Origin of the sequence: Staphylococcus sp. GDX8P114P-2 (assembly GCF_017892945.1) — a bacterium.
GTDB lineage: Bacteria > Bacillota > Bacilli > Staphylococcales > Staphylococcaceae > Staphylococcus > Staphylococcus arlettae.
The window spans coordinates 113,294-134,939 of record NZ_JAESMB010000018.1; the positions used below are offsets into that span (position 1 = coordinate 113,294).

Consider the following 21,646-nt stretch of genomic DNA (forward strand, 5'->3'; position numbering starts at 1 on the left):
TGTGGTATAATTTCAACTGACGCTATTTTATGAATCATATCTTACATAGGAAGTAAAAAGTGACTTTTTGTTTCTCATTTTTGGTTGAAATAAATACCCAAACATTATAAAATCTTTTATGAGTCTTGAAATTGAACAAGCAATTTCATAAAACAGAAACGATATTCTTATTAGCAAGAGAGACGTGGACGATTATATAAAAAAGCTAATAAGTACATAGTATGAACTTAAAACGTAATGGGACAAATACGTAAATAATTACGTTTAATTACGAGGTTTCGTACATTTTTTGTTAACAATTGTTATATATGGCTCTTGAAAATAACTTTCTAGAGCCATTTTCTATTGAAAGTGAGGTGAACGTGGTGGAGCAATTTTATCAATTAGGGTGGACGCTAGATTCTGCAGGCGGTGCTTCAGGTGAAGCATATATGGCTGAACAAGATGGCCAAAAATTATTTTTAAAGCGTAATTCGAATCCTTTTATAGCTGCATTATCTGCAGAAGGTATTGTGCCTAAACTAGTTTGGACGAAACGCATTGAAACTGGTGAAGTGGTAACAGCTCAGCATTGGAAAAATGGTCGTGAATTGTCATTCAAGGAAATGCATCAAAAAAGAGTTGCACAGTTATTGAAGAAAATTCATAATTCTAAAACGCTACTTAATATGTTGAAGCGTATGGAAATGGAACCTATAACTCCTACAATTATGTTACGCAAAATCAATGCCTCATTATCTCGAGAAGTTCTAACACATCATGTTGTACGAAAAGCGTTAACGTATTTAGAAGAGCATTTACCAATACTAGATTCTCGGTTCTTTACTGTTGTTCACGGCGATGTAAATCACAATAATTGGTTATTGTCAGATCGGGATGAACTTTATTTAGTTGATTGGGAAGGTGCTATGATTGCCGACCCTGCGATTGACATAGGTATGCTCCTATATAACTACGTTCCTGAGCAACAATGGTCAGAGTGGCTAAATATTTATGGTGCGAATGACACTATCGAATTGCAGAAGCGAATGAAGTGGTATACAGTCATTCAATCAATCGGTATGGTACAATGGTACGAAGAACAAAAGCGTTATAAAGATATGAATACGTGGTTGAAATTTTTAAATGAAGTTATGACGAATAATGCATTTATTTAAGGAGTATAAGTAATGAGAATGCGATATAAACCTTGGGCAGAAGATTATTTGAAATCTCACCCAAGTATTGTAGATGTTGATGGTACGCATAATGGTAAAATGCAAGCGTGGTTCGATAATGATGCACCCATTCATATCGAAATTGGATCTGGCATGGGGCAATTTATTACAACATTAGCTATACAAAATCCTGACATTAATTTTATCTCTATAGAACGAGAAAAAAATGTCATGGTCAAAGTTTTAGATAAAGTTTTAGAACACAATTTAACTAACATCAAGCTAATATGTAACGAAGCGGGTGAGCTAACCGAATATTTCATGCCAAATGAGGTATCACGAATTTATTTGAATTTCTCAGATCCGTGGCCAAAGCGTAGACATACAAAGCGCAGATTAACATATGCATCATTTTTAAAGTTGTATAAAGAAATCTTAAAAGATGATGGCGCAATTCATTTCAAAACTGATAATAGAGGCTTGTTTGCTTATAGTCTTGAAAGTATGTCGCAATTCGGTATGTATTTTACAAAAATAAATTTAAATCTTCATCAAGAAGACGATGAAGATAATATTGAAACAGAATATGAAAGAAAATTTTCGGATAAAGGTTCGAGAATTTATCGCATGGAAGCACAATTTCATTCAAACTAACGTTGTTCATATACTGAGCAACGTTTTTTTGTGAAAATTTATATTTATTTGTAAAATGTTTATAATGATAATAAGAGTTCCATATCAAGGAGGAATATTATGCAATTAGGACAATTTACGATTCATCAACTCAATGGAGGCATTACTAATATCGATGGTGGCGCAATGTTTGGTGTTGTACCAAAAGCATTATGGACAAAACGTTATAATGTAAATGATAAAAATCAAATTGCCTTACCTACGCATCCAATTTTAATTCAAACAAATAATCAACATATTTTAATAGATACGGGTATCGGAAATAGTAAATTGACGGAAAAAGAGCGACGTAATTTTGGTGTGGATTATGAAAGTCAAATCGAAGTAGAATTGAACAAATTGAATTTACAACTGACAGATATCGATATCGTCTTGATGACTCATATGCATTTTGATCACGCTTCTGGTTTAACTGACAATGCAGGAAATGCAATTTTTAGTAATGCTGTACATTATATACAACAAGATGAATGGCATGAATTTCAAAGTCCAAATATTAGAAGTAAATCAACCTACTGGGAAAAGAATAATGGAACATTTAAAGACCAACTTATTTTGTTTGATGGAGAAATAGCAATATGTCCAGGCATACGTATGCAACATACTGGAGGTCATAGTTTTGGACATTCCATTATAATTATAGAAAGTGAAGGGGAAAAAGCGGTGCATTTAGGAGATATTTTCCCAACGACGGCACATACGAATCCACTTTGGGTGACAGCTTATGATGACTATCCTATGCAGTCTATTAGAGAAAAAGAGCGCTTATTTCCGTATTTTATTCATCAAAATTATTGGTTTTTATTTTATCATGATGAAAATTACTTCGCGGTAAAATATGATAACAAAAAGAATATTGTCGATTCTGTATCGAGAAAATAGGGAGTGGGACAGAAATCTGATTTTGAAAAAAAGATTTCGTCGTCCCACCCCGGCAAGGATGACTAGCGTTGAAACAAGCTTGGTTTAAAGCGCATTTTCAATGCAGTCAGCTACTGCCCATATGAAAAAAGACTAGGACAATCTATATTGTCCCAGCCTCTTTGATGTTATTTAATTCTCAATTATATCTAAAATTTCACCAGTACGTGCATCTGCATAAAAATCATAATATGTACATGTATCATTTTTAATTGTAGTGATACCACCTTGATAAACAATATAATCATGACCAGCTTTATTATACTGTAATGGTTGCTGAACAATATATGAACCAGCAACGTGCATGAAATACGTTTTTACTTCACTAAGTATTTTATCTGGATTTACAGTGCGCTTATTATAGAGTCGTTTAATTAAATAAAACATCCCAATACTTACAATAAATGATATTGCTGCAATAATACACCAATTTTTTTTGTTAAACATCATATCATCTACCCCCAACGAATTCATATTATTAGTTTACCATAATGATGATGATATAATAACTATTAAGGAGTGAGTAAACTTGAATTTAGATCAAAATAAGACTTTAGAACGAATGAAAATATTAACGGAGTTACACGGTGCTCCAGGATTTGAAAATGATGTACGAAATTATCTTAAAGAAGAGATGGCACCATTTGTCGACGAATTTGTACAAGATCGCATGGGAGCAATATACGGTGTGAAACGTTCAAAATCAGCTGATGCCAAAAGAGTGATGGTTGCAGCACATATGGATGAAGTTGGTTTTATGATTACCAATATTACTTCAAACGGTTTACTCCAATTTACTAATCTAGGCGGAATAGCTAATGACATTTGGCAAGGCCAACGTTTAAAAGTTAAAACACGAAATGGTGAAGAAATATTAGGCATTGTTGCAAATATACCGAAACATTTTCGCACTGGTAATGAAGGTGCCCCTAAAATTGAAGACTTGCTGCTAGATATTGGTTGTGAAAATTCTGAGCAAGTATCGTCAAGAGGGATAGAAATTGGTGATACTATCGTACCAGAAACGCCATTTACACAATTATCTGAACATCGTTTTGTGAGTAAAGCATGGGATAATCGTTATGGTTGTCTTATTGGCATAGAGTTATTAGAATTAGTACAAGATATGGAGTTAGATGTGGATTTATATGTTGGCGCAAATGTTCAAGAAGAAGTTGGATTACGTGGTGCAAGATCAGCAGCTGAATTAATTGAGCCAGATGTAGCTTTTGTCGTCGATTGCTCACCAGCTAACGATATGAAAGGTAAACAAAACCTTTCAGGCGAACTAGGGGAGGGGACTCTAATTCGTATTAAAGATGGTACTATGATTCTCAAACCTACATTTAGAGATTTTTTATTAAATAAAGCACAAGAACATAATATTAAACATCAATATTACATTTCACCCGGTGGCACAGATGGAGGAGAAATTCATAAAGCTAACCAAGGTGTACCAACTGCTGTTATCGGTGTTTGTGCACGTTACATTCATAGTACCAATGCTGTATTTGATATTCGAGATTATACAGCTGCCAGAGCGTTGTTATTTACTTCAATTAAGGATTTGACTAGTTCACAAATCGAACATTTACAATATAGTTAATTAAGGAGCATATAAACATGAAAAGTTTAGAAAGTGAAAAACAATTTGAAGAATTAAAACAAGCCAAAACTGTATTTTTATTTACCGCAGATTGGTGTCCTGATTGCAAAGTCATCGAACCTGATTTGCCACAGTTAGAAGAAAAATATAATGATTTTAATTTTATTTCTGTTGATAGAGATCAATTTATGGATATTTGTGTTGACCATGGTATTATGGGTATTCCAAGTTTTTTAGTTTATAACGACGGTGAATTATTGGGTAGTTATATTGGAAAAGAACGTAAATCAATTGAACAAATTGATGACTTTATTGCTTCACTATAAATAGATAGTGAGAACGAGTATTGTAAAATGATAAAACTATACCCTTTGAACGTATATTTTTTCTGTTCTAAAGGGTATATTTATTGTAAACTGTATAAAGGCACGAATATAGGAGTGTTAATCAATGAATGTCTTTCAAATGAGAGATAAATTAAAAGAACGTTTAAAGCAATTAGATGTAAAATTTAGTTTTAATCGTGACGATGAAACGTTACGTATATATAGAGTTGATAATGGAAAAGGCGTAACAATTAAATTGAACGCGATTGTTGCAAAATACAAACAACAACAAGAAAAAATTGTAGATGAAATCGTTTATTATGTTGAAGAAGCAATCGGCCAAATGAAGGATGACTCATTAGCAGATTTAGAGCAAGTTAATGTTATGCCGGTGTTACGTGCACCAAGTTTTGCAAAAGAAAACAAAGATGGCGTACCATTTGTGATAGATGAGCATACAGCTGAAACTAATATTTATTATGCAGTTGATTTGGGAAAATCATATCGCTTAATAGATGAAAAACTGTTTCAACAACTAAATATTTCTAAACAACAATTAAAAGAAATGGCATTATTTAATGTCCGAAAATTAGAAAACAAATATATAACAGATGAAGTAAAAGGTAATTTATTTTACTTTATTAATTCCAATGATGGTTATGATGCTAGTAGAATTTTAAACACTTCATTTTTAAATGAATTTGAAAAACAATGTGAAGGCGAAATGCTAGTAGCAATTCCACATCAGGATGTGTTGATTGTCGCAGATATAAGAAACAAAACGGGTTATGATGTAATGGCCCATTTAACTATGGAGTTTTTTACTAAAGGACTAGTGCCAATTACTTCATTATCCTTCGGTTACGAAAGTGGTCACTTTGAACCAATATTCATTTTGGGTAAAAATAATAAACAAAAACGTGATCCAAACGTTATTCAAAGATTAGAAGCAACAAGAAAGCAATATGAAAATAAAGATAAAAAATAAGGAGTTTTAAGTATGAACCTTTTTTACAATAAAGAAAAAGTTGGAGATGTAGCATTTTTACAAATCGAGCCACATGAAGGGCCGTTCTCTTATGAAACAAAGGGGAATGTTGTAGAAATTACTGCGGATAATAAAGTAGTAGGATACAATGTTTTCAAAATAGCAGATAAAGTAACAATTACAGATAATGGTCATGTTAAATTGACTGAATCTATTATCGATGCGTTACAAAACGCTATTGTTGAGGCAGGGTTCACTCAACAGTTGAACGCGGACTTGTCTCCAAAATTCGTTGTAGGTTACGTTGAAAGTAAAGATAAACATCCTGATGCGGACAAATTGAGTGTATTAACTGTAGATGTAGCTACTGAAAAATTACAAATTGTGTGCGGAGCACCAAACGTAGAAGCAGGTCAAAAAGTAGTGATTGCAAAAGTTGGTGCGGTTATGCCTAGCGGAATGGTAATAAAAGATGCGGAACTGCGTGGAGTAGCTTCTAGTGGAATGGTGTGCTCAATGAAAGAATTAGACTTACCGAACGCGCCAGCCGAAAAAGGTATCATGGTGTTAGATGATAGTTATACGGTTGGACAAGCATTTTTTGAAGAATAAAAAAGGAGGATGAGCGTATGAGCTGGTTCGATAAATTATTTGGTGAAGAGAACGACTCACAAGACGATTATTTAGCTAAAAGAAATCAACGTCGTCACAAAGCCAAACAAAATCAAAATGATAAAGACTCATTACTTCCTCAAAATAATGATGTATACGAGCGACCTAGAGGTAAATTTAGGTTTCCAATGAGTGGTATAGAAGATACCGACGCCAATCATTCAACTAGCAATGAGCACAAGTCATCTTCTAATGAGCAACAATTTAATGAAGTTACAAATGATGGGAGACAGCGTTCTCGAAGACGCAGAAATTCTGCCTATGAACAAAATATTGATAGACAACCAGAATCAACATCAACGACTCATTCATATAAGCAAGCAGAAAGACCAGATAATAAGCAAAATAATAAGAGAATTCGTATTCAAACAGAGGTCTTGAGAGCACAATATTCAACACCATCTTCAGAAAAACCGCATTATCATAAAAGCGATTTTAAAGCGAGTGAAGTACCTTCGGCAATTTTTGGTACTCAAAAGAGACACAAATTAGAAAATGGTGTTATCACAAATAAAGAACTAACATCTGATACAGATACAAATGAGTTATCAAATTCAAACCAAACAATGATGAATGCTCATGAAGTGAAGCAGTCAGATTCTGCGCAACATCAAACTTCAATTGAAAACAATGTTAAAGATAATGAAAGTTATTACAATGATGATTTGCTTAGAAAAGGTGATAAGCGCCAAGACCAACAAAACACAGCTGAGCAAAAGCAAGTGAAAAAGGATAACACTGTTAATATTGAAAACTTTTATGCATCACAAATTGTCGAAGAGATTCGACGTGAAAGAGAACGTAAAGTTTTACAAAAGAAACAATTTAAAAAAGCTTTACAACAAAAACGCCAATCACATGAAGATAGTCCTAAAGATAATATCCAAAAAGCTATCGATGAAATGTATGCCAAACAAGCACAACAATATGTTGGAGAAAGTTCGCTAGATGAAGTAGATAGTGATGATTTGTCAAAAGACCAATCAAATACCGAACAACAGCATCAACAAGACACAGAGCATGCATTTGATAATGAGAGTAGCGCTACTGATATTACTGAATCAGAAAACTTTATGTATGAAGAAGTAAATTTAGATAATATTAGTGATGTACAATATGTAGATGATGACCAAACGTCTATTGAAGATACAGAACAACAAGCATCTACTATAGAACCAAGTACTACAGAAAGTACATATGAAGATTCAGTAGAGCAATCAGCAGCTGATGAAGCAATAGCAGATGCAACTTATAGAGAAATATCGGAAGCGTCTACGAATGACCTCGAAGAAACATCACATGAACAAAATTTTGACCAAGATATTCTAAATGAAGAAGCGGAAGTTGAAGAAACAACGGAAGCCATTAATGAAAATGAACAAGAAGAATTATCAGAAGACGCTTCTACAGCTAATGTAACTACAAATGTTGAAGATAGCTCTGACGATCACGATGATGCAACTACAGAATTTAATGAAAATCAACATAATGATTTAGACTCGAATGATGCTACTGAACACGTTAACGATGAGGACACGACAATTAATCAGGAACATGTACAGTATGAAGCTGCTACGTTAAATACAGAAGAAGATGCCGAAACAGATGATTCAGTACACAATAATTCATCTGAAGCACAAAATACGGCTAGTAACACAGCAATAGAAAACAATGTGGATGAAAAGGCGGATCAACAAACGAAAACTGTTCAGCAATCGCAATCTACAGTAAAACGTCCTATTGCTAAAGGTAGTAAACCATTTAATGTAGTTATGACACCTTCTGATAAAAAACGTATGATGGATGCTAATAAAGCAAAAAAAGTAAGTACTAGTACAACAACTTCTTCAAAATCAGTAAATGTACCTGAACTTAAACCTACATCTGACCAATCTAATCAGACGAAGGAAAATTCAGATAGTGCCACAGTTACAAATGAAACAAATAATATTGCAAGTGCGGTAGATTCGACGAGTGAACATCATACTAAGCAGGGTGCAACACATGACCAAACAATAGAGCATAGCACTCAACAAAATGATGTAACTGAAACGACACAAGATACAGAACAACATGAAAGTAAAGAGCAACCACAAGCAACACGTACAATTCGTAGAGGGCCAAGCGTAAAATTACCTGATGTGGCTTTACTAGAATCACCAGAGGAACAAGAAGTAGATGATGCATGGATCGAGGAGAAAAAGCAAGAATTAAACGATGCTTTTTACTACTTTAATGTACCTGCCGAAGTACAAACTGTTACTGAAGGACCAAGTGTAACTCGTTTTGAACTTTCTGTTGAAAAAGGAGTCAAGGTTTCTAGAATTACAGCATTACAAGATGATATTAAAATGGCACTTGCAGCTAAAGATATTCGAATTGAAGCACCAATTCCGGGTACCAGCTTGGTTGGAATTGAAGTACCAAACCAATCTCCAACTAAAGTGAATATAAAATCAATAATTGACAGTGAGCAGTTTAATGATGCCGAATCAAAATTAACTGTAGCTATGGGTTACAGAATTAATAATCAACCATTATTAATGGATATAGCTAAAACACCACATGCGCTAATTGCAGGGGCAACTGGTTCAGGAAAATCGGTATGCATAAATAGCATATTGTTATCACTTTTATATAAAAATCATCCGGAAGAGCTAAAATTACTCTTAATTGATCCAAAAATGGTAGAATTAGCACCATATAATGATTTACCTCATTTAGTGTCGCCAGTTATTACCGATGTCAAAGCAGCAACACAAAGTCTTAAATGGGCTGTTGAAGAGATGGAGCGCAGATATAAATTATTTGCACAATATCACGTTAGAAACATTACTGCTTTTAACAAGAAAGCAGCATATGAAGATAGGTTACCTAAAATTGTTATAGTTATTGATGAGTTAGCCGATTTAATGATGATGGCACCACAAGATGTAGAACAATCTATAGCGCGTATTGCTCAAAAAGCACGTGCTTGTGGTATTCATATGTTAGTAGCAACACAGCGACCATCTGTTAACGTAATTACAGGTTTAATTAAAGCGAATATACCGACAAGAATTGCCTTTATGGTATCTTCAAGCGTTGATTCAAGAACTATTCTTGATAGCGGTGGTGCTGAGAGATTATTAGGCTACGGCGACATGTTGTATCTTGGTAGCGGTATGAATAAACCTATCCGAGTACAAGGTACTTTTGTTTCAGACGAAGAAATCGATGATGTTGTAGATTATATTAAACAACAACGTCCACCAGAATATTTATTTGAAGAAAATGAATTATTGAAAAAAACAGAAAGTCCACCACAAGATGATTTATTTGATGATGTATGTCAATTTATGGTGCAAGAAGGCCATATTTCAACATCATTAATACAAAGACATTTCCAAATAGGTTATAATCGTGCGGCTCGAATAGTTGATCAATTAGAACAACTTGGATATATATCAGAAGCTAATGGTTCTAAACCTAGAGATGTTTATTTAACAGAAACTGATTTAAATGAAATTTAATATATATAAAAGGGAGTGTTCGTATGACACATTATCATTTTGTCGGTATAAAAGGCGCTGGTATGAGTTCACTAGCACAAATCATGCATGATCTTGGCCATGAAGTACAAGGCTCTGATATCGAAAGTTATGTTTTTACAGAGGTTGCATTAAAAAATAAAGGTATAAACATACTTCCGTTTGATGCCAATAATATCAAGAAAGATATGGTAGTAATTCAAGGCAATGCCTTTCCAGACACACATGAAGAAGTTACAAAAGCGCATGATTTAAATTTAGAAGTAATTCGTTACCATGACTTTTTAGGGCATGTCATTAATCAGTATACTTCTGTAGCAGTAACAGGAGCTCATGGTAAAACGTCAACTACTGGATTATTATCACATGTAATGAACGGCGATAAAAAAACGTCATTTTTAATTGGTGATGGTACTGGTTTAGGTATACCAGCTAGCGAATATTTTGCTTTTGAAGCGTGTGAATACCGAAGACACTTTTTAAGTTATCATCCAGATTATGCTATTATGACTAACATTGATTTTGATCATCCAGACTATTTCAAAGACATCAATGATGTTTTTGATGCATTCCAAGAAATGTCTCGCAATGTCAAAAAAGCAATCATTGCTTGGGGTGATGATGAACATTTACGTAATATTAAAGCAGATGTACCTGTTTATTATTATGGTTTTTCACAAGATGATGATGTATATGCAGCTAATGTACAATTCAATGAAAATGGCACTACATTTGATGTGTATATCAATAACACGTACTATGACACATTCTTATCACCACAATATGGCGACCATAATATTTTAAATAGTTTAGCAGTAATTACTATAAGCTATTTAGAATCTCTTAATGTCGACAATATTAAAGAAGCATTAGAAACATTTGGTGGCGTTAAACGTCGTTTTAATGAAACTAAAGTAGCCAATCAAGTGTTAGTTGATGATTATGCGCATCATCCAAGAGAAATTAGTGCTACGATTGAAACAGCAAGAAAAAAATACCCGAACAAAGAGGTTATTGCTGTATTTCAACCACATACATTTAGTAGAACAAAAGCCTTTCTTGAAGAATTTGCAGATTGTTTAAATAAAGCAGACCACACGTATTTATGTGAAATCTTTGGCTCAATTAGAGAAAATACTGGAAATTTAACAATTCAAGATTTACTTCAAAGAATAAATGGTGCTACACTGATAGATGAAGAAAGTGTAGACATATTAGAAAAATATAGCGATGCAGTTATTTTATTCATGGGTGCAGGTGATATTCAAAAAGTTCAACGTGCATATATGGATAATCTTGGCGTTGTTAACGAATTTTAGTATGTTTATGTTAAAATGAGTTGGGTATTTAAATAAAATAACAACATATGTTTATTAGGAGGCGTTTTTAATGGAATGGATTTTACCCATTGCTGGGATTATTGCAGCGATAGCTTTTCTTATCTTAGTTATTGGAATCGTTGTGGTTTTAATTTCAGTGAAGAAAAATTTAGATCACGTAGCTAAAACTCTTGATGGTGTTGAAGGACAAATTCAAGGTATTACACGTGAATCAACAGATTTACTTCATAAAGCAAACCGCTTAACTGAAGATATTCAAGGTAAATCTGATCGATTGAATTCAGTGGTTGATGCTGTTAAAGGTATTGGTGATTCAGTACAAACATTAAACGGTTCAGTTGACCGCGTGACTAATTCAATTACGCACAATATTTCTCAAAATGAAGACAAAATTTCTCAAGTTGTACAATGGTCAAATGTGGCAATGGAAATTGCTGACAAATGGCAAAATAGAAGAGGTCGTAGAGAAAGTGCAAACTACAAAACGAGCAGTGTAGCTGGTGACACAAATCATAGCTATACTACACGTGTAGATAATAAATAATTAATAAATATACTTACACAAATGCACTTAAATGGGGTTGTTACTTTATTTAAGTGCATTTGCTATAGGAGGCAAATATTATGGCGTATTATAATCGTGATAACTATGAAAAAAACTTAGAAAGTTATGAAGTTCCTGAAGAGTATAACAATAATGAAGAAAGAAATAATTTTGTCTATGGTTTTGTTGTTGGAGCAGTAATTGGTACAGCAGTCGGCCTAGTTACTACTAAATCTAAATCTAAAAACACTAAAAAAGAAACAACTAGTGATTTTAAATCCAGTATTACGTCACAATCCCAAAATGCTAAACAACAAGCAGACACAGAAGTAAATAATATTAAATCTACTGTGAGTCAATCTGAGCGTGATGCACAAAAAGTCGCTATCCAACAAGAGTCTGCGTCTCATGATTTAGCAAATACGTCTCCAAAAGCTCAAGAAGCAGATACATCATTAGAGAATAATACGTCAGATCAAACAGATAATGACGATGCGAATAAGAGTAATACAGCAGGTGTTGCTGGTGCAGCTGGCGTAGGTGCAGTAACAGGAGCAGCAGGAGCAGCAACTTTTGCACAAGACGATAACAATAATGCTGACACAGAGCAAAGCACTTTATCTAGTAATGATGTAGAGCCTACTCAAAAAGAAAGAGCAGCACAACAAGAAGCAATTAAAGAAGAGGCTTCAGAAAATAATTTAGCTGAACCTGGACAATCAAATGAAAATGGTTCCCAAAATGGTAAAGCAGCAGTTGGAGCTGCAGGTGTAGCTGGCGCGGGTGCAGTAGCGGCAACGGGTGCAGCAGCTACAAATAATGATGGGGATAATGCTAGCTCATCAGAAGAAGCATCAGCAGAAGTACAAAATACTAAAGATACTTCTAACAAAGTAACTGCTGAAGGTTTAGCACAAGCTGCACAGAATAAAAACCATGCTTTACAAAACGACGACACACGCGCACAAAACACAGCTAACTTGCTTGAACCAGAAGCACCGCAAACTACTCAAAAATTTAACACTGTACCTAACCTTGTTACTAAGCAAAGTGATAAAGACAATGCGAACATTGCAGGCGCAGTGACAGGAGGTACTGTATTAGCTGGTGGAGCAGTTGCAAGTACTAGTGAGAATGAGAAAGCACATACAGAAAACAAATCAACTTCAGAGCAATCAACTTCAACTGAACAGCCATCAGCTGAAAAGAGAGTTACGCAAACTCATGAATCAGTATCATTTGAAAATGGTCACATTGTTCATGATAAAGCTACGAATAATTTAACTAATGATCAAAACACGGAAGATTCAACTTCAACAGTGAACTATAAAAAAAATAGAACTTCACAAAGAACAAGTGAAGAAAAAGCTAAAAGTAAAATTGAAAAAAGAACCTTCGACAAGTAAAACTTAAAATAAAAAATTAATTGTTTAAAGTTAAAACTAGTCACATATGTTAAGCGCAGGATAGAAGTCAAACTAACGTCTTGATTTCTATCCTGTTTAATTTTTAATTAACTTTAATTTTAGAATAGTGTGAAATTTACCCTAGCAAATGACAGAAAATTCAGTTAGTATTAGAGTTATTCTATTTTAAACAAGATAAATTTACATTCATGACTTGAACTTAACGTCAGTTATTGTTAGAATTACTTTTAACAAATATTTTATCGCTTTAAAGCAGAATAAAATATAAGTTTTTAAAATCTTCATAGAGGTGAATAAAATGACGGATAAATTACAAGCGTACAGAGATGAAATAGTTGAAATTAATGATGAAATTTTAAAATTATTATCTAAAAGAGGCGAATTAGCACAACAAATTGGAGAAGAAAAAAGTAAACAAGGTACTACGGTTTATGATCCACAACGTGAAAAAGAAATGATCAACATTCTTTTAGATAAAAATGAGGGACCGTTTAATGATAATGTCATTAAGCAATTATTCAAAGAAATTTTTAAAGCCTCTACCGATTTACAAAAATCAGAAAATGAAAAACATTTATATGTGTCTAGAAAATTAAAACCTGAAGATACAATTGTACAATTTGATAACGGTGGCATAATTGGTGATGGCAATAAATCATTCGTGTTTGGCCCATGTTCTGTAGAGTCTCAAGAACAAGTAGATGCAGTGGCTGCTGATTTACATGCCAAAGGTGAAAAATTTATTCGTGGTGGTGCATTCAAACCACGTACATCTCCATATGATTTCCAAGGATTGGGTGTTGAAGGCTTAAAAATATTAAAAAATACTAAAGATAAATACAACTTAAACGTTGTTAGTGAAATCGTTAATCCAGCAGACTTTGAAGTAGCTGATGAATACTTAGACGTATTCCAAATTGGTGCACGTAACATGCAAAACTTTGAATTATTAAAAGAAGCAGGACGTTCTAACAAACCAGTATTATTAAAACGTGGTTTATCTGCAACAATTGAAGAATTTATTTATGCAGCAGAATACATTGCTTCACAAGGTAATAATAATATCATTTTATGTGAACGCGGTATTCGTACTTATGAAAAAGCTACACGTAATACTTTAGATATTTCAGCAGTACCAATCTTAAAACAAGGTACACATTTACCAGTCATGGTTGATGTTACACACAGTACTGGACGTAAAGATATTATGTTACCAACAGCAAAAGCTGGTTTAGCAGTAGGCGCTGACGGTATTATGGCTGAAGTACATCCAGATCCATCTGTAGCATTAAGTGATAGTGGACAACAAATGGATTTAAACGAATTTGATAAGTTCTACAATGAAATAAATCCTTTAGCACAAATGTACAATAGCAAAAAAATAAAATAATAGTAGTTATATGATAAAAACCTCTTGTGTTTTTAACTACAGAAATTAGATATTGTATTATCCATGGGATATCGATATCTATAGTAGTGAACATAAGAGGTTTTTTATGATTTTTAAAGCAATAACATAGCTCGCTACGCTTGTGATATATGACATAATTGTGACATTGAAACAAAATTATTTTCCTAGACAATAAAATATGATAAACTTTGAAAATGTAATGAAAACGGGTTATAATGACAAATAAACCGCTTACAAGGAGGAAACTATGACTGTTACAATTTATGACGTAGCGCGTGAGGCTAGAGTATCAATGGCAACAGTATCACGTGTTGTGAATGGCAACCAAAACGTGAAACCAGAAACGCGAGATAAAGTTAACGAAGTAATCAAGAAATTAAACTATAGACCGAATGCAGTAGCACGAGGTTTAGCAAGTAAACGTACAACAACAGTAGGAGTAATCATACCAGATATTTCTAACGTTTATTATTCGCAACTTGCACGTGGATTAGAAGATATTGCGACAATGTACAAATATCATTCAATTATTTCAAATTCTGACAATGATCCAGTCAAAGAAAAAGAAATCTTTAATAATTTATTAAGTAAGCAAGTAGATGGAATTATTTTCTTAGGAGGTACTATCTCTGAAGAAATTAAAGATTTAATTACTAAGTCGTCTGTGCCGGTTGTAGTTTCAGGTACAAATGGTAAAGATGCAGGTATCGCTTCAGTTAATATTGATTTTGAAACAGCTGCACAAGAAATTACAGAGCAGTTAATTTTAAATGGTGCAAAAGAATTCGCTTTTGTTGGCGGTAATTATTCTAAAAAAGCACAAGATGACGTATTAGCAGGTTTAAAAACAGTATTGGCAAAACACCAATTAAATTTAAATGAAGACAACATCTTTAATGGTAATGAAACGTATAAAGATGGGGTACGTGCTTTTGAAGCATTAAATAAAACAAAACCAGATGCAATTTTATCAATCAGTGATGAACAAGCCATTGGTTTAGTGCACAGTGCACAAGACGAAGGTGTGAGTATTCCTGATGACTTGCAAATAGTTAGTTTTAATAACACACGTCTAGTGGAAATGGTAAGACCACAATTATCAAGTGTAATTCAACCATTATATGATATTGGTGCAGTAGGCATGAGATTGCTTACAAAATACATGAATGAGGAAGAAATCGAAGAACCGAATGTTATTTTACCTCATAGAATTGAATATCGTGGTACAACAAAATAAGACACTATAAAAAGCTGACACATTCAACATGTGACAGCTTTTTTATTATATATAAGTAGAATTCAAAGCATTGTAAATGACGGTCTTGAGTCAAATTATACTTTAATTGTTATTCAAACCATGAAGCTACTTGTTTTGCATGTTTCGTATTTAGTGCTGATATTTCTTTTGTTCTAGGAATATAAGGATAATCTGTACATTCATCGGACCAAGTTTTTGGTAAGGAACAGGGTGCATATTGTTGCCATTTAGTAAGCCATTTTTGTGGTAAAGGACCTTGTTGTTTTGGCTCACCAATAAGTGCTAAAAATACGTGTGACCAAGCAAGAGGTACAACTTTCCATATATTATATCCTCCGCCACCAAACATCAGTACTTTCCCATCTGTATACTTATCCGCTAGCATTTTAATATAGTATGGGATTTCATATAGCGCATCAAGTGTACAACTCATATGTGTCAGTGGGTCTAAATAATGAATATCGACCCCATGGACGCTAATAATAATATCAGGTTTAAATGTTTTAATTACCGGTTCAATCGTTTGTTTAAAAGATTCTAAGTATGAATCGTTTTCCGTAAATGGTTCTAAAGGCAAATTAACGGTGTAGCCGAATCCTTGTTCACTACCTCGTTCTGTATAGTGTCCAGAACCCGGAAAGAGAAATTTACCAGTTTCATGTATTGAATAATTTAACACATGATCATTCGTATAAAAACTCCATTGTGTACCGTCTCCGTGATGCGCATCTGTATCGATACATAATACTCTACTATTATATTTTTGTATTAGATGAGCAATAGTAATTGCCACATCGTTATATACACAAAATCCATTTGCTCTACCAGGCAGAGCATGATGTAAGCCTCCACCTAAATGGCATCCATTAGTAACTTTATTAGTCATAATTGCATCAGCTAAATTCAAAGCTCCTCCCACAATACGAGCACTGTGTTGATGCATATGCTTAAACTGCATAGTATCTTCACCATCTAAACCATATTTTCGGGCTTCAACATCGCTTAAAATACCATGTGATGCATGGTGCATAGCTTGTATATAATCATAACTATGTATTAGGGCAATTTCTTCGTCTGATGCAAGTCTCGGTTGTATAAGATGATGGTTATGTAATGCGTTTAAATCAACGAGTAATTCTGTTGTTAATTTTAAACGCATTTGATTGAATGGATGGTCATTTTTAAAACGATATTGTAATAATTCATGTGCATACACATATCCCGTTTTGTTTTCAGTAATCATAAAATTCTCCCCTTTAAAAGAAAAAGCGATTCATAAAACGTATGTCATCAAAAGCTTGTAATTGATCGATAGTAATTCTACTGCCAATTCTTGCCATTAAGCAGTTAGCTGGATGACTAGTAATTTCAGGATCATCTGTTGCGAAAATTTCTAAGTTCCCGTATCCCATCAATTTTTGCATGAGTTTTTTGTACTCGTATACATCGAGACCAGAATTTTTCAAATCCCAGTGCCAATAATATTCTGTTGTGAGTATGATATAATCTTCAATTTCATCGCTCGCAAGACTAGTTTGAATAAGCTCCTTACCTAAATGCAGTTTGCGATAAGGTAAACTAATTTCAATCGCCCCTAATTCGATTAAATATTCTAGCTCCCCTGTAGACCAACGTTCCAATGGATCTGGATAGTGAAAAGTGACATAACCAATAATATGTGACTGCTGCTTTAAGATAAAGATGCGGCCTTCATCTAGTGTGCATATTTCCTTGATAGCTTCAAATTGTTCATCTGGATATCGGAAAGCAGTTAAACCTTGGTCAAAACTCATTAAATCCAGTTGTGCTTTCGAGACAGGACCTTCAATGATATATTCAACATCATCAATTGAGTACTGTTTTGAGATATAAGTTTTTTTGTGTTCCATAACTCACTCCACCTTCAAACTTAAAATAGATTTAAGGCATTATTTATATTGATTATAATTGAAAATAACATAAATTAACACAGTAATTATTTTTATGTCAGATATTTTTGAAAATTGTGTCTATATTAGATATAATTACACTACAGTATTAGAAAGCGATTTCATTTAGAGGGGGATTTACAATGAAAGTAGAAGTATATAAAGGGGATCAAGGAAACTTTAACCTTACAGACTATGACAAAGTGTACAACAATTTTGACTGGAAAGATGTTGAAAAAGAGTTTTCTTGGTATGACTCTGGTAAAGTAAATATGGCGCATGAATGTATAGACCGCCATGTTGATAATGGCAAGGGCGACAAAATTGCTCTACATTATAAGGACGATAAGAGAAAAGAAAGTTATACTTTTAACGAAATGAAATCAAATGTAAATAAGGCAGCTAATGTGCTTAAAGATAAAGCTAATGTAGAAAAAGGGGACAGAGTGTTTATCTTTATGCCTAGAACACCTGAGTTATACTTTGCATTGTTTGGTATTTTAAAATTAGGTGCAATTGTTGGTCCATTATTCGAAGCATTTATGGAAAAGGCAGTGGCTGATCGTTTAGATAATAGTGATGCCAAAGTAATTGTAACCACGAATGCGTTGTTACCTAGAATCCCGCAAGAAAAGTTACCTAATCTTGAAACTATTATTGTTGTGGATGAAGAAGTAGAAAATGGTTATGTTGACTTTAATAAGGAATTAAAATCAGCAAGTGATCAAATAGAAACAGAGTGGTTAGACTTAGATGATGGTCTTATTTTACACTACACATCTGGTTCAACTGGTCAGCCTAAAGGCGTGTTACACGTACAAAGAGCTATGCTAGTACATTATATTTCAGGTAAATACGTATTAGATATGCAAGAAGATGATGTATATTGGTGTACAGCTGACCCTGGATGGGTGACGGGTACATCTTATGGTATCTTTAGTCCATGGCTAAATGGTGTTACAAACTGTATAGCAGGGGGACGTTTTTCTCCTGAAGCATGGTATAGCATGATTGATGAATTTAAGGTCACAATTTGGTATACAGCGCCTACAGCATTACGTATGTTAATGAGTGCAGGTGATGATGTAATTAAAAAATACGATTTGTCATCGCTGAAAAGTATTTTATCTGTCGGTGAACCATTGAACCCAGAAGTTATTAAATGGGCTTATGATGTATTTGGTAAACGCGTATTGGATACATGGTGGATGACTGAAACAGGTGGCCATATGATTGTAAATTACCCATCAATGGATATTAAATTAGGTTCTATGGGAAAACCATTGCCAGGAATTGAAGCATCTATTATTGATGATCAAGGTAATGAATTGCCTGTGAACAGAATGGGGAATTTAGCGATTAAAAAAGGCTGGCCATCAATGATGACGGCTGTCTGGAAGAATCCGGAAAAATATGAATCTTATTTCATTGGAGATTGGTATGTATCTGGTGACTCAGCTTATATGGATGAAGATGGTTACTTTTGGTTCCAAGGTCGTGTTGATGATGTAATTATGACAGCAGGTGAACGTGTCGGACCATTTGAAGTTGAATCAAAATTAGTAGAACATGAAGCTGTAGCAGAAGCTGGTGTAATCGGCAAACCTGACCCTGTAAGGGGCGAAATTATTAAAGCATTTGTTGCATTAATTCCAGGTCAAGAACCTTCAGATGAACTAAAAGAAGATATTCGCGTATTTGTCAAAGAAGGATTAGCAGCACATGCGGCGCCTAGAGAAATTGAATTTAAAGATAAATTACCAAAAACACGTTCTGGTAAAATTATGAGACGTGTATTAAAAGCTTGGGAATTAGATTTACCAGCTGGTGATTTAAGCACAATGGAAGATTAAAATTGACATCGCTTTTTAAATAAAAAAGTGGCAATTATTTTTAATAAAAAAGACTAGAATGGCATTGCTGTTCTAGTCTTTTGTCATGTTGTACATTAGGTGTTAAAAAGGAAATTAATGTAAGCGCTATCTTAAATTGTCGACAATATTGCTTAAGTTCGTTAATATAAATATGGAAGAACTTTTTAGATGATACTCATTTGTGATACCATCGAATTAATTTGTTAAAAGGGGCGAATTTAGTTGGCACATTTATCTGATTTAGAAATTGCAAATCAATCAACATTAAAACCAATTGGTGATATTGCTGAAAAGGCAGGTATACCTGCTGACGCTTTAGAGCAATATGGTCATTACAAAGCGAAAGTTGATATTAACAAGATTGATAAAAAAGACAAAGGCAAAGTTGTACTAGTTACAGCGATGAGCCCAACACCTGCAGGAGAAGGTAAATCAACAGTGACTGTTGGTCTATCAGATGCATTTAACCAATTGAAAAAGAATGTAATGGTGGCATTAAGAGAGCCAGCGTTAGGTCCAACATTTGGTATTAAGGGTGGCGCTACTGGCGGCGGATATGCTCAAGTCTTACCTATGGAAGATATTAACTTACACTTTAATGGTGATTTTCACGCAATTACAACAGCAAATAATGCATTATCTGCATTTATAGACAATCATATCCATCAGGGAAATGAATTAGATATTGACCAACGTAGAATCGAATGGAAACGTGTCTTAGACATGAATGATCGAGCACTACGTCAAATTATCGTCGGTCTAGGTGGACCAACACAAGGTGTACCACGTGAAGATGGCTTTAATATAACTGTTGCATCTGAAATTATGGCAATATTATGTTTAGCGACTGGCATTAAGGATCTTAAAGAAAAAATTAGCAAAATTACAATAGGCTATACTAAAGACCGTAAACCTGTATCAGTAGCTGATTTAAAAGTTGAAGGTGCCTTAGCTATGATTCTTAAAGATGCCATTAAACCAAACTTAGTACAAACAATTGAAGGTACACCAGCACTTGTACATGGTGGACCATTTGCTAATATTGCACATGGATGTAATTCAATCTTAGCAACAGAAACAGCTCGAGATTTAGCGGATATTGTAGTAACTGAAGCTGGATTTGGTTCAGACTTAGGTGCAGAGAAATTTATCGATATTAAAGCACGCGAAGCAGGTTTCGAACCGTCAGCAGTAGTAGTAGTAGCTACAATAAGAGCGTTAAAAATGCATGGTGGTGTAGCTAAAGATCAGTTGAAAAATGAAAATGTATCAGCGCTTCAAGACGGTATTGTCAATTTAGAACGACATGTAGATAATGTGAAAAAATATGGTCTGGAACCTGTTATTGCATTAAATGCATTTGTTCATGATACCGAAGCTGAAACAGAGTTTGTTATTAACTGGGCGAAAGAGAAAGGCGTACGCTTATCATTAACAGAGGTATGGGAAAAAGGCGGTCAAGGTGGAATTGACTTAGCACAAAATGTCTTAGAGGTTATCGAAGAGCCTCAATCATTTAAACATTTGTATGATTTAGACTTACCATTAGAAGAAAAAGTTGAAACAATTGTGAAAGAAATTTATGGTGGTAGTAAAGTGACATTTACATCTAAAGCCCAAAAACAATTACAATCATTTAAAGATAATGGTTGGGATAATTATCCAATTTGTATGGCAAAAACACAATATTCATTTACAGATGATCAAACACAATTAGGTGCACCATCTGACTTTGAAATTACGATTCGTGAATTAGAAGCCAAAACTGGTGCTGGATTTATTGTTGCACTAACTGGTGCAATTATGACTATGCCAGGTTTACCTAAAAAACCAGCAGCATTAAATATGGATGTTACAGACGATGGACATGCCCAAGGCTTATTCTAACGATAAGCTATAACTTGTTATATGTTATTCATAATAAAGGTAGAACTGAACACTACACAATGTAGGTTCAGTTCTACCTTTTAC

18 protein-coding genes are annotated in these 21,646 nt (G+C 34.0%); 15 read left to right on the forward strand and 3 right to left on the reverse strand.

Annotation, left to right across the window (positions count from 1 at the left end):
* The first annotated feature begins 365 nt into the window (after positions 1-365).
* The 3 genes from KA845_RS11060 (at position 366) to KA845_RS11070 (ending at position 2,732) form a co-directional block, all read left to right on the forward strand.
* The gene (locus tag KA845_RS11060) at positions 366-1,157 is read left to right on the forward strand and encodes a phosphotransferase family protein (protein ID WP_002510192.1); all 792 of its coding nucleotides are present in this window, start codon (positions 366-368) and stop codon (positions 1,155-1,157) included.
* A gap of 12 nt (positions 1,158-1,169) precedes the next feature.
* Entirely contained in the window at positions 1,170-1,811 is a 642-nt protein-coding gene (gene trmB / locus KA845_RS11065; protein ID WP_002510193.1) for a tRNA (guanosine(46)-N7)-methyltransferase TrmB, read from the forward strand.
* A gap of 99 nt (positions 1,812-1,910) precedes the next feature.
* Positions 1,911-2,732 carry a YtnP family quorum-quenching lactonase gene (locus tag KA845_RS11070; RefSeq protein WP_002510194.1) on the forward strand — a complete coding sequence of 274 codons (822 nt, stop codon included), beginning with the start codon at positions 1,911-1,913 and terminating at the stop codon, positions 2,730-2,732.
* A gap of 171 nt (positions 2,733-2,903) precedes the next feature.
* On the opposite strand, the gene KA845_RS11075 is transcribed toward KA845_RS11070, so the two are convergent.
* Positions 2,904-3,221 carry a PepSY domain-containing protein gene (locus tag KA845_RS11075; RefSeq protein WP_002510195.1) on the reverse strand — a complete coding sequence of 106 codons (318 nt, stop codon included), beginning with the start codon at positions 3,219-3,221 and terminating at the stop codon, positions 2,904-2,906.
* 112 nt (positions 3,222-3,333) lie between these two features.
* Here KA845_RS11075 and KA845_RS11080 point away from each other — a divergent pair, with 112 nt between their 5' ends.
* The 10 genes from KA845_RS11080 (at position 3,334) to ccpA (ending at position 15,852) form a co-directional block, all read left to right on the forward strand.
* A complete protein-coding gene (locus tag KA845_RS11080) occupies positions 3,334-4,377 on the forward strand; it encodes a M42 family metallopeptidase (protein ID WP_481906367.1) in 1,044 nt (347 codons plus the stop codon).
* 17 nt (positions 4,378-4,394) lie between these two features.
* Positions 4,395-4,703 (forward strand): thioredoxin family protein, encoded by a 309-nt coding sequence (locus KA845_RS11085; protein ID WP_002510197.1) that lies wholly within the window; start codon positions 4,395-4,397, stop codon positions 4,701-4,703.
* Positions 4,704-4,827: 124 nt separating this feature from the next.
* Complete coding sequence (locus KA845_RS11090; RefSeq protein WP_210128087.1) at positions 4,828-5,691, forward strand: DUF1444 domain-containing protein; 864 nt, start codon at positions 4,828-4,830, stop codon at positions 5,689-5,691.
* Between the two features lie 12 nt (positions 5,692-5,703).
* Complete coding sequence (ytpR, locus tag KA845_RS11095) at positions 5,704-6,303, forward strand: YtpR family tRNA-binding protein (RefSeq protein WP_103387803.1); 600 nt, start codon at positions 5,704-5,706, stop codon at positions 6,301-6,303.
* 17 nt (positions 6,304-6,320) lie between these two features.
* Positions 6,321-9,875 (forward strand): DNA translocase FtsK, encoded by a 3,555-nt coding sequence (locus tag KA845_RS11100; protein ID WP_210128089.1) that lies wholly within the window; start codon positions 6,321-6,323, stop codon positions 9,873-9,875.
* A gap of 23 nt (positions 9,876-9,898) precedes the next feature.
* The gene (gene murC / locus KA845_RS11105; RefSeq protein ID WP_210128091.1) at positions 9,899-11,212 is read left to right on the forward strand and encodes a UDP-N-acetylmuramate--L-alanine ligase; all 1,314 of its coding nucleotides are present in this window, start codon (positions 9,899-9,901) and stop codon (positions 11,210-11,212) included.
* Between the two features lie 70 nt (positions 11,213-11,282).
* Entirely contained in the window at positions 11,283-11,777 is a 495-nt protein-coding gene (locus KA845_RS11110; protein WP_002510202.1) for a DUF948 domain-containing protein, read from the forward strand.
* A gap of 80 nt (positions 11,778-11,857) precedes the next feature.
* On the forward strand, positions 11,858-13,183 hold the full coding sequence (locus tag KA845_RS11115) for a hypothetical protein (protein WP_103387806.1): 1,326 nt from the start codon (positions 11,858-11,860) through the stop codon (positions 13,181-13,183).
* A gap of 319 nt (positions 13,184-13,502) precedes the next feature.
* Positions 13,503-14,594, forward strand: a complete 1,092-nt coding sequence (locus tag KA845_RS11120; protein ID WP_103387807.1) for a bifunctional 3-deoxy-7-phosphoheptulonate synthase/chorismate mutase — start codon at positions 13,503-13,505, stop codon at positions 14,592-14,594.
* A 268-nt stretch (positions 14,595-14,862) separates the two neighbouring features.
* Positions 14,863-15,852, forward strand: a complete 990-nt coding sequence (gene ccpA / locus KA845_RS11125) for a catabolite control protein A (protein ID WP_002510205.1) — start codon at positions 14,863-14,865, stop codon at positions 15,850-15,852.
* Between the two features lie 109 nt (positions 15,853-15,961).
* On the opposite strand, the gene KA845_RS11130 is transcribed toward ccpA, so the two are convergent.
* The gene (locus KA845_RS11130) at positions 15,962-17,116 is read right to left on the reverse strand and encodes an acetoin utilization protein AcuC (protein ID WP_002510206.1); all 1,155 of its coding nucleotides are present in this window, start codon (positions 17,114-17,116) and stop codon (positions 15,962-15,964) included.
* Between the two features lie 13 nt (positions 17,117-17,129).
* Positions 17,130-17,762 carry a GNAT family N-acetyltransferase gene (locus KA845_RS11135; protein ID WP_103387808.1) on the reverse strand — a complete coding sequence of 211 codons (633 nt, stop codon included), beginning with the start codon at positions 17,760-17,762 and terminating at the stop codon, positions 17,130-17,132.
* Positions 17,763-17,944: 182 nt separating this feature from the next.
* On the opposite strand from KA845_RS11135, the gene acsA reads away from it, so the two are divergent.
* Positions 17,945-19,654, forward strand: coding sequence for an acetate--CoA ligase (acsA, locus tag KA845_RS11140; protein ID WP_002510208.1), 1,710 nt, complete (start codon positions 17,945-17,947; stop codon positions 19,652-19,654).
* A gap of 243 nt (positions 19,655-19,897) precedes the next feature.
* On the forward strand, positions 19,898-21,562 hold the full coding sequence (locus tag KA845_RS11145) for a formate--tetrahydrofolate ligase (RefSeq protein WP_002510209.1): 1,665 nt from the start codon (positions 19,898-19,900) through the stop codon (positions 21,560-21,562).
* Positions 21,563-21,646: the final 84 nt, after the last annotated feature.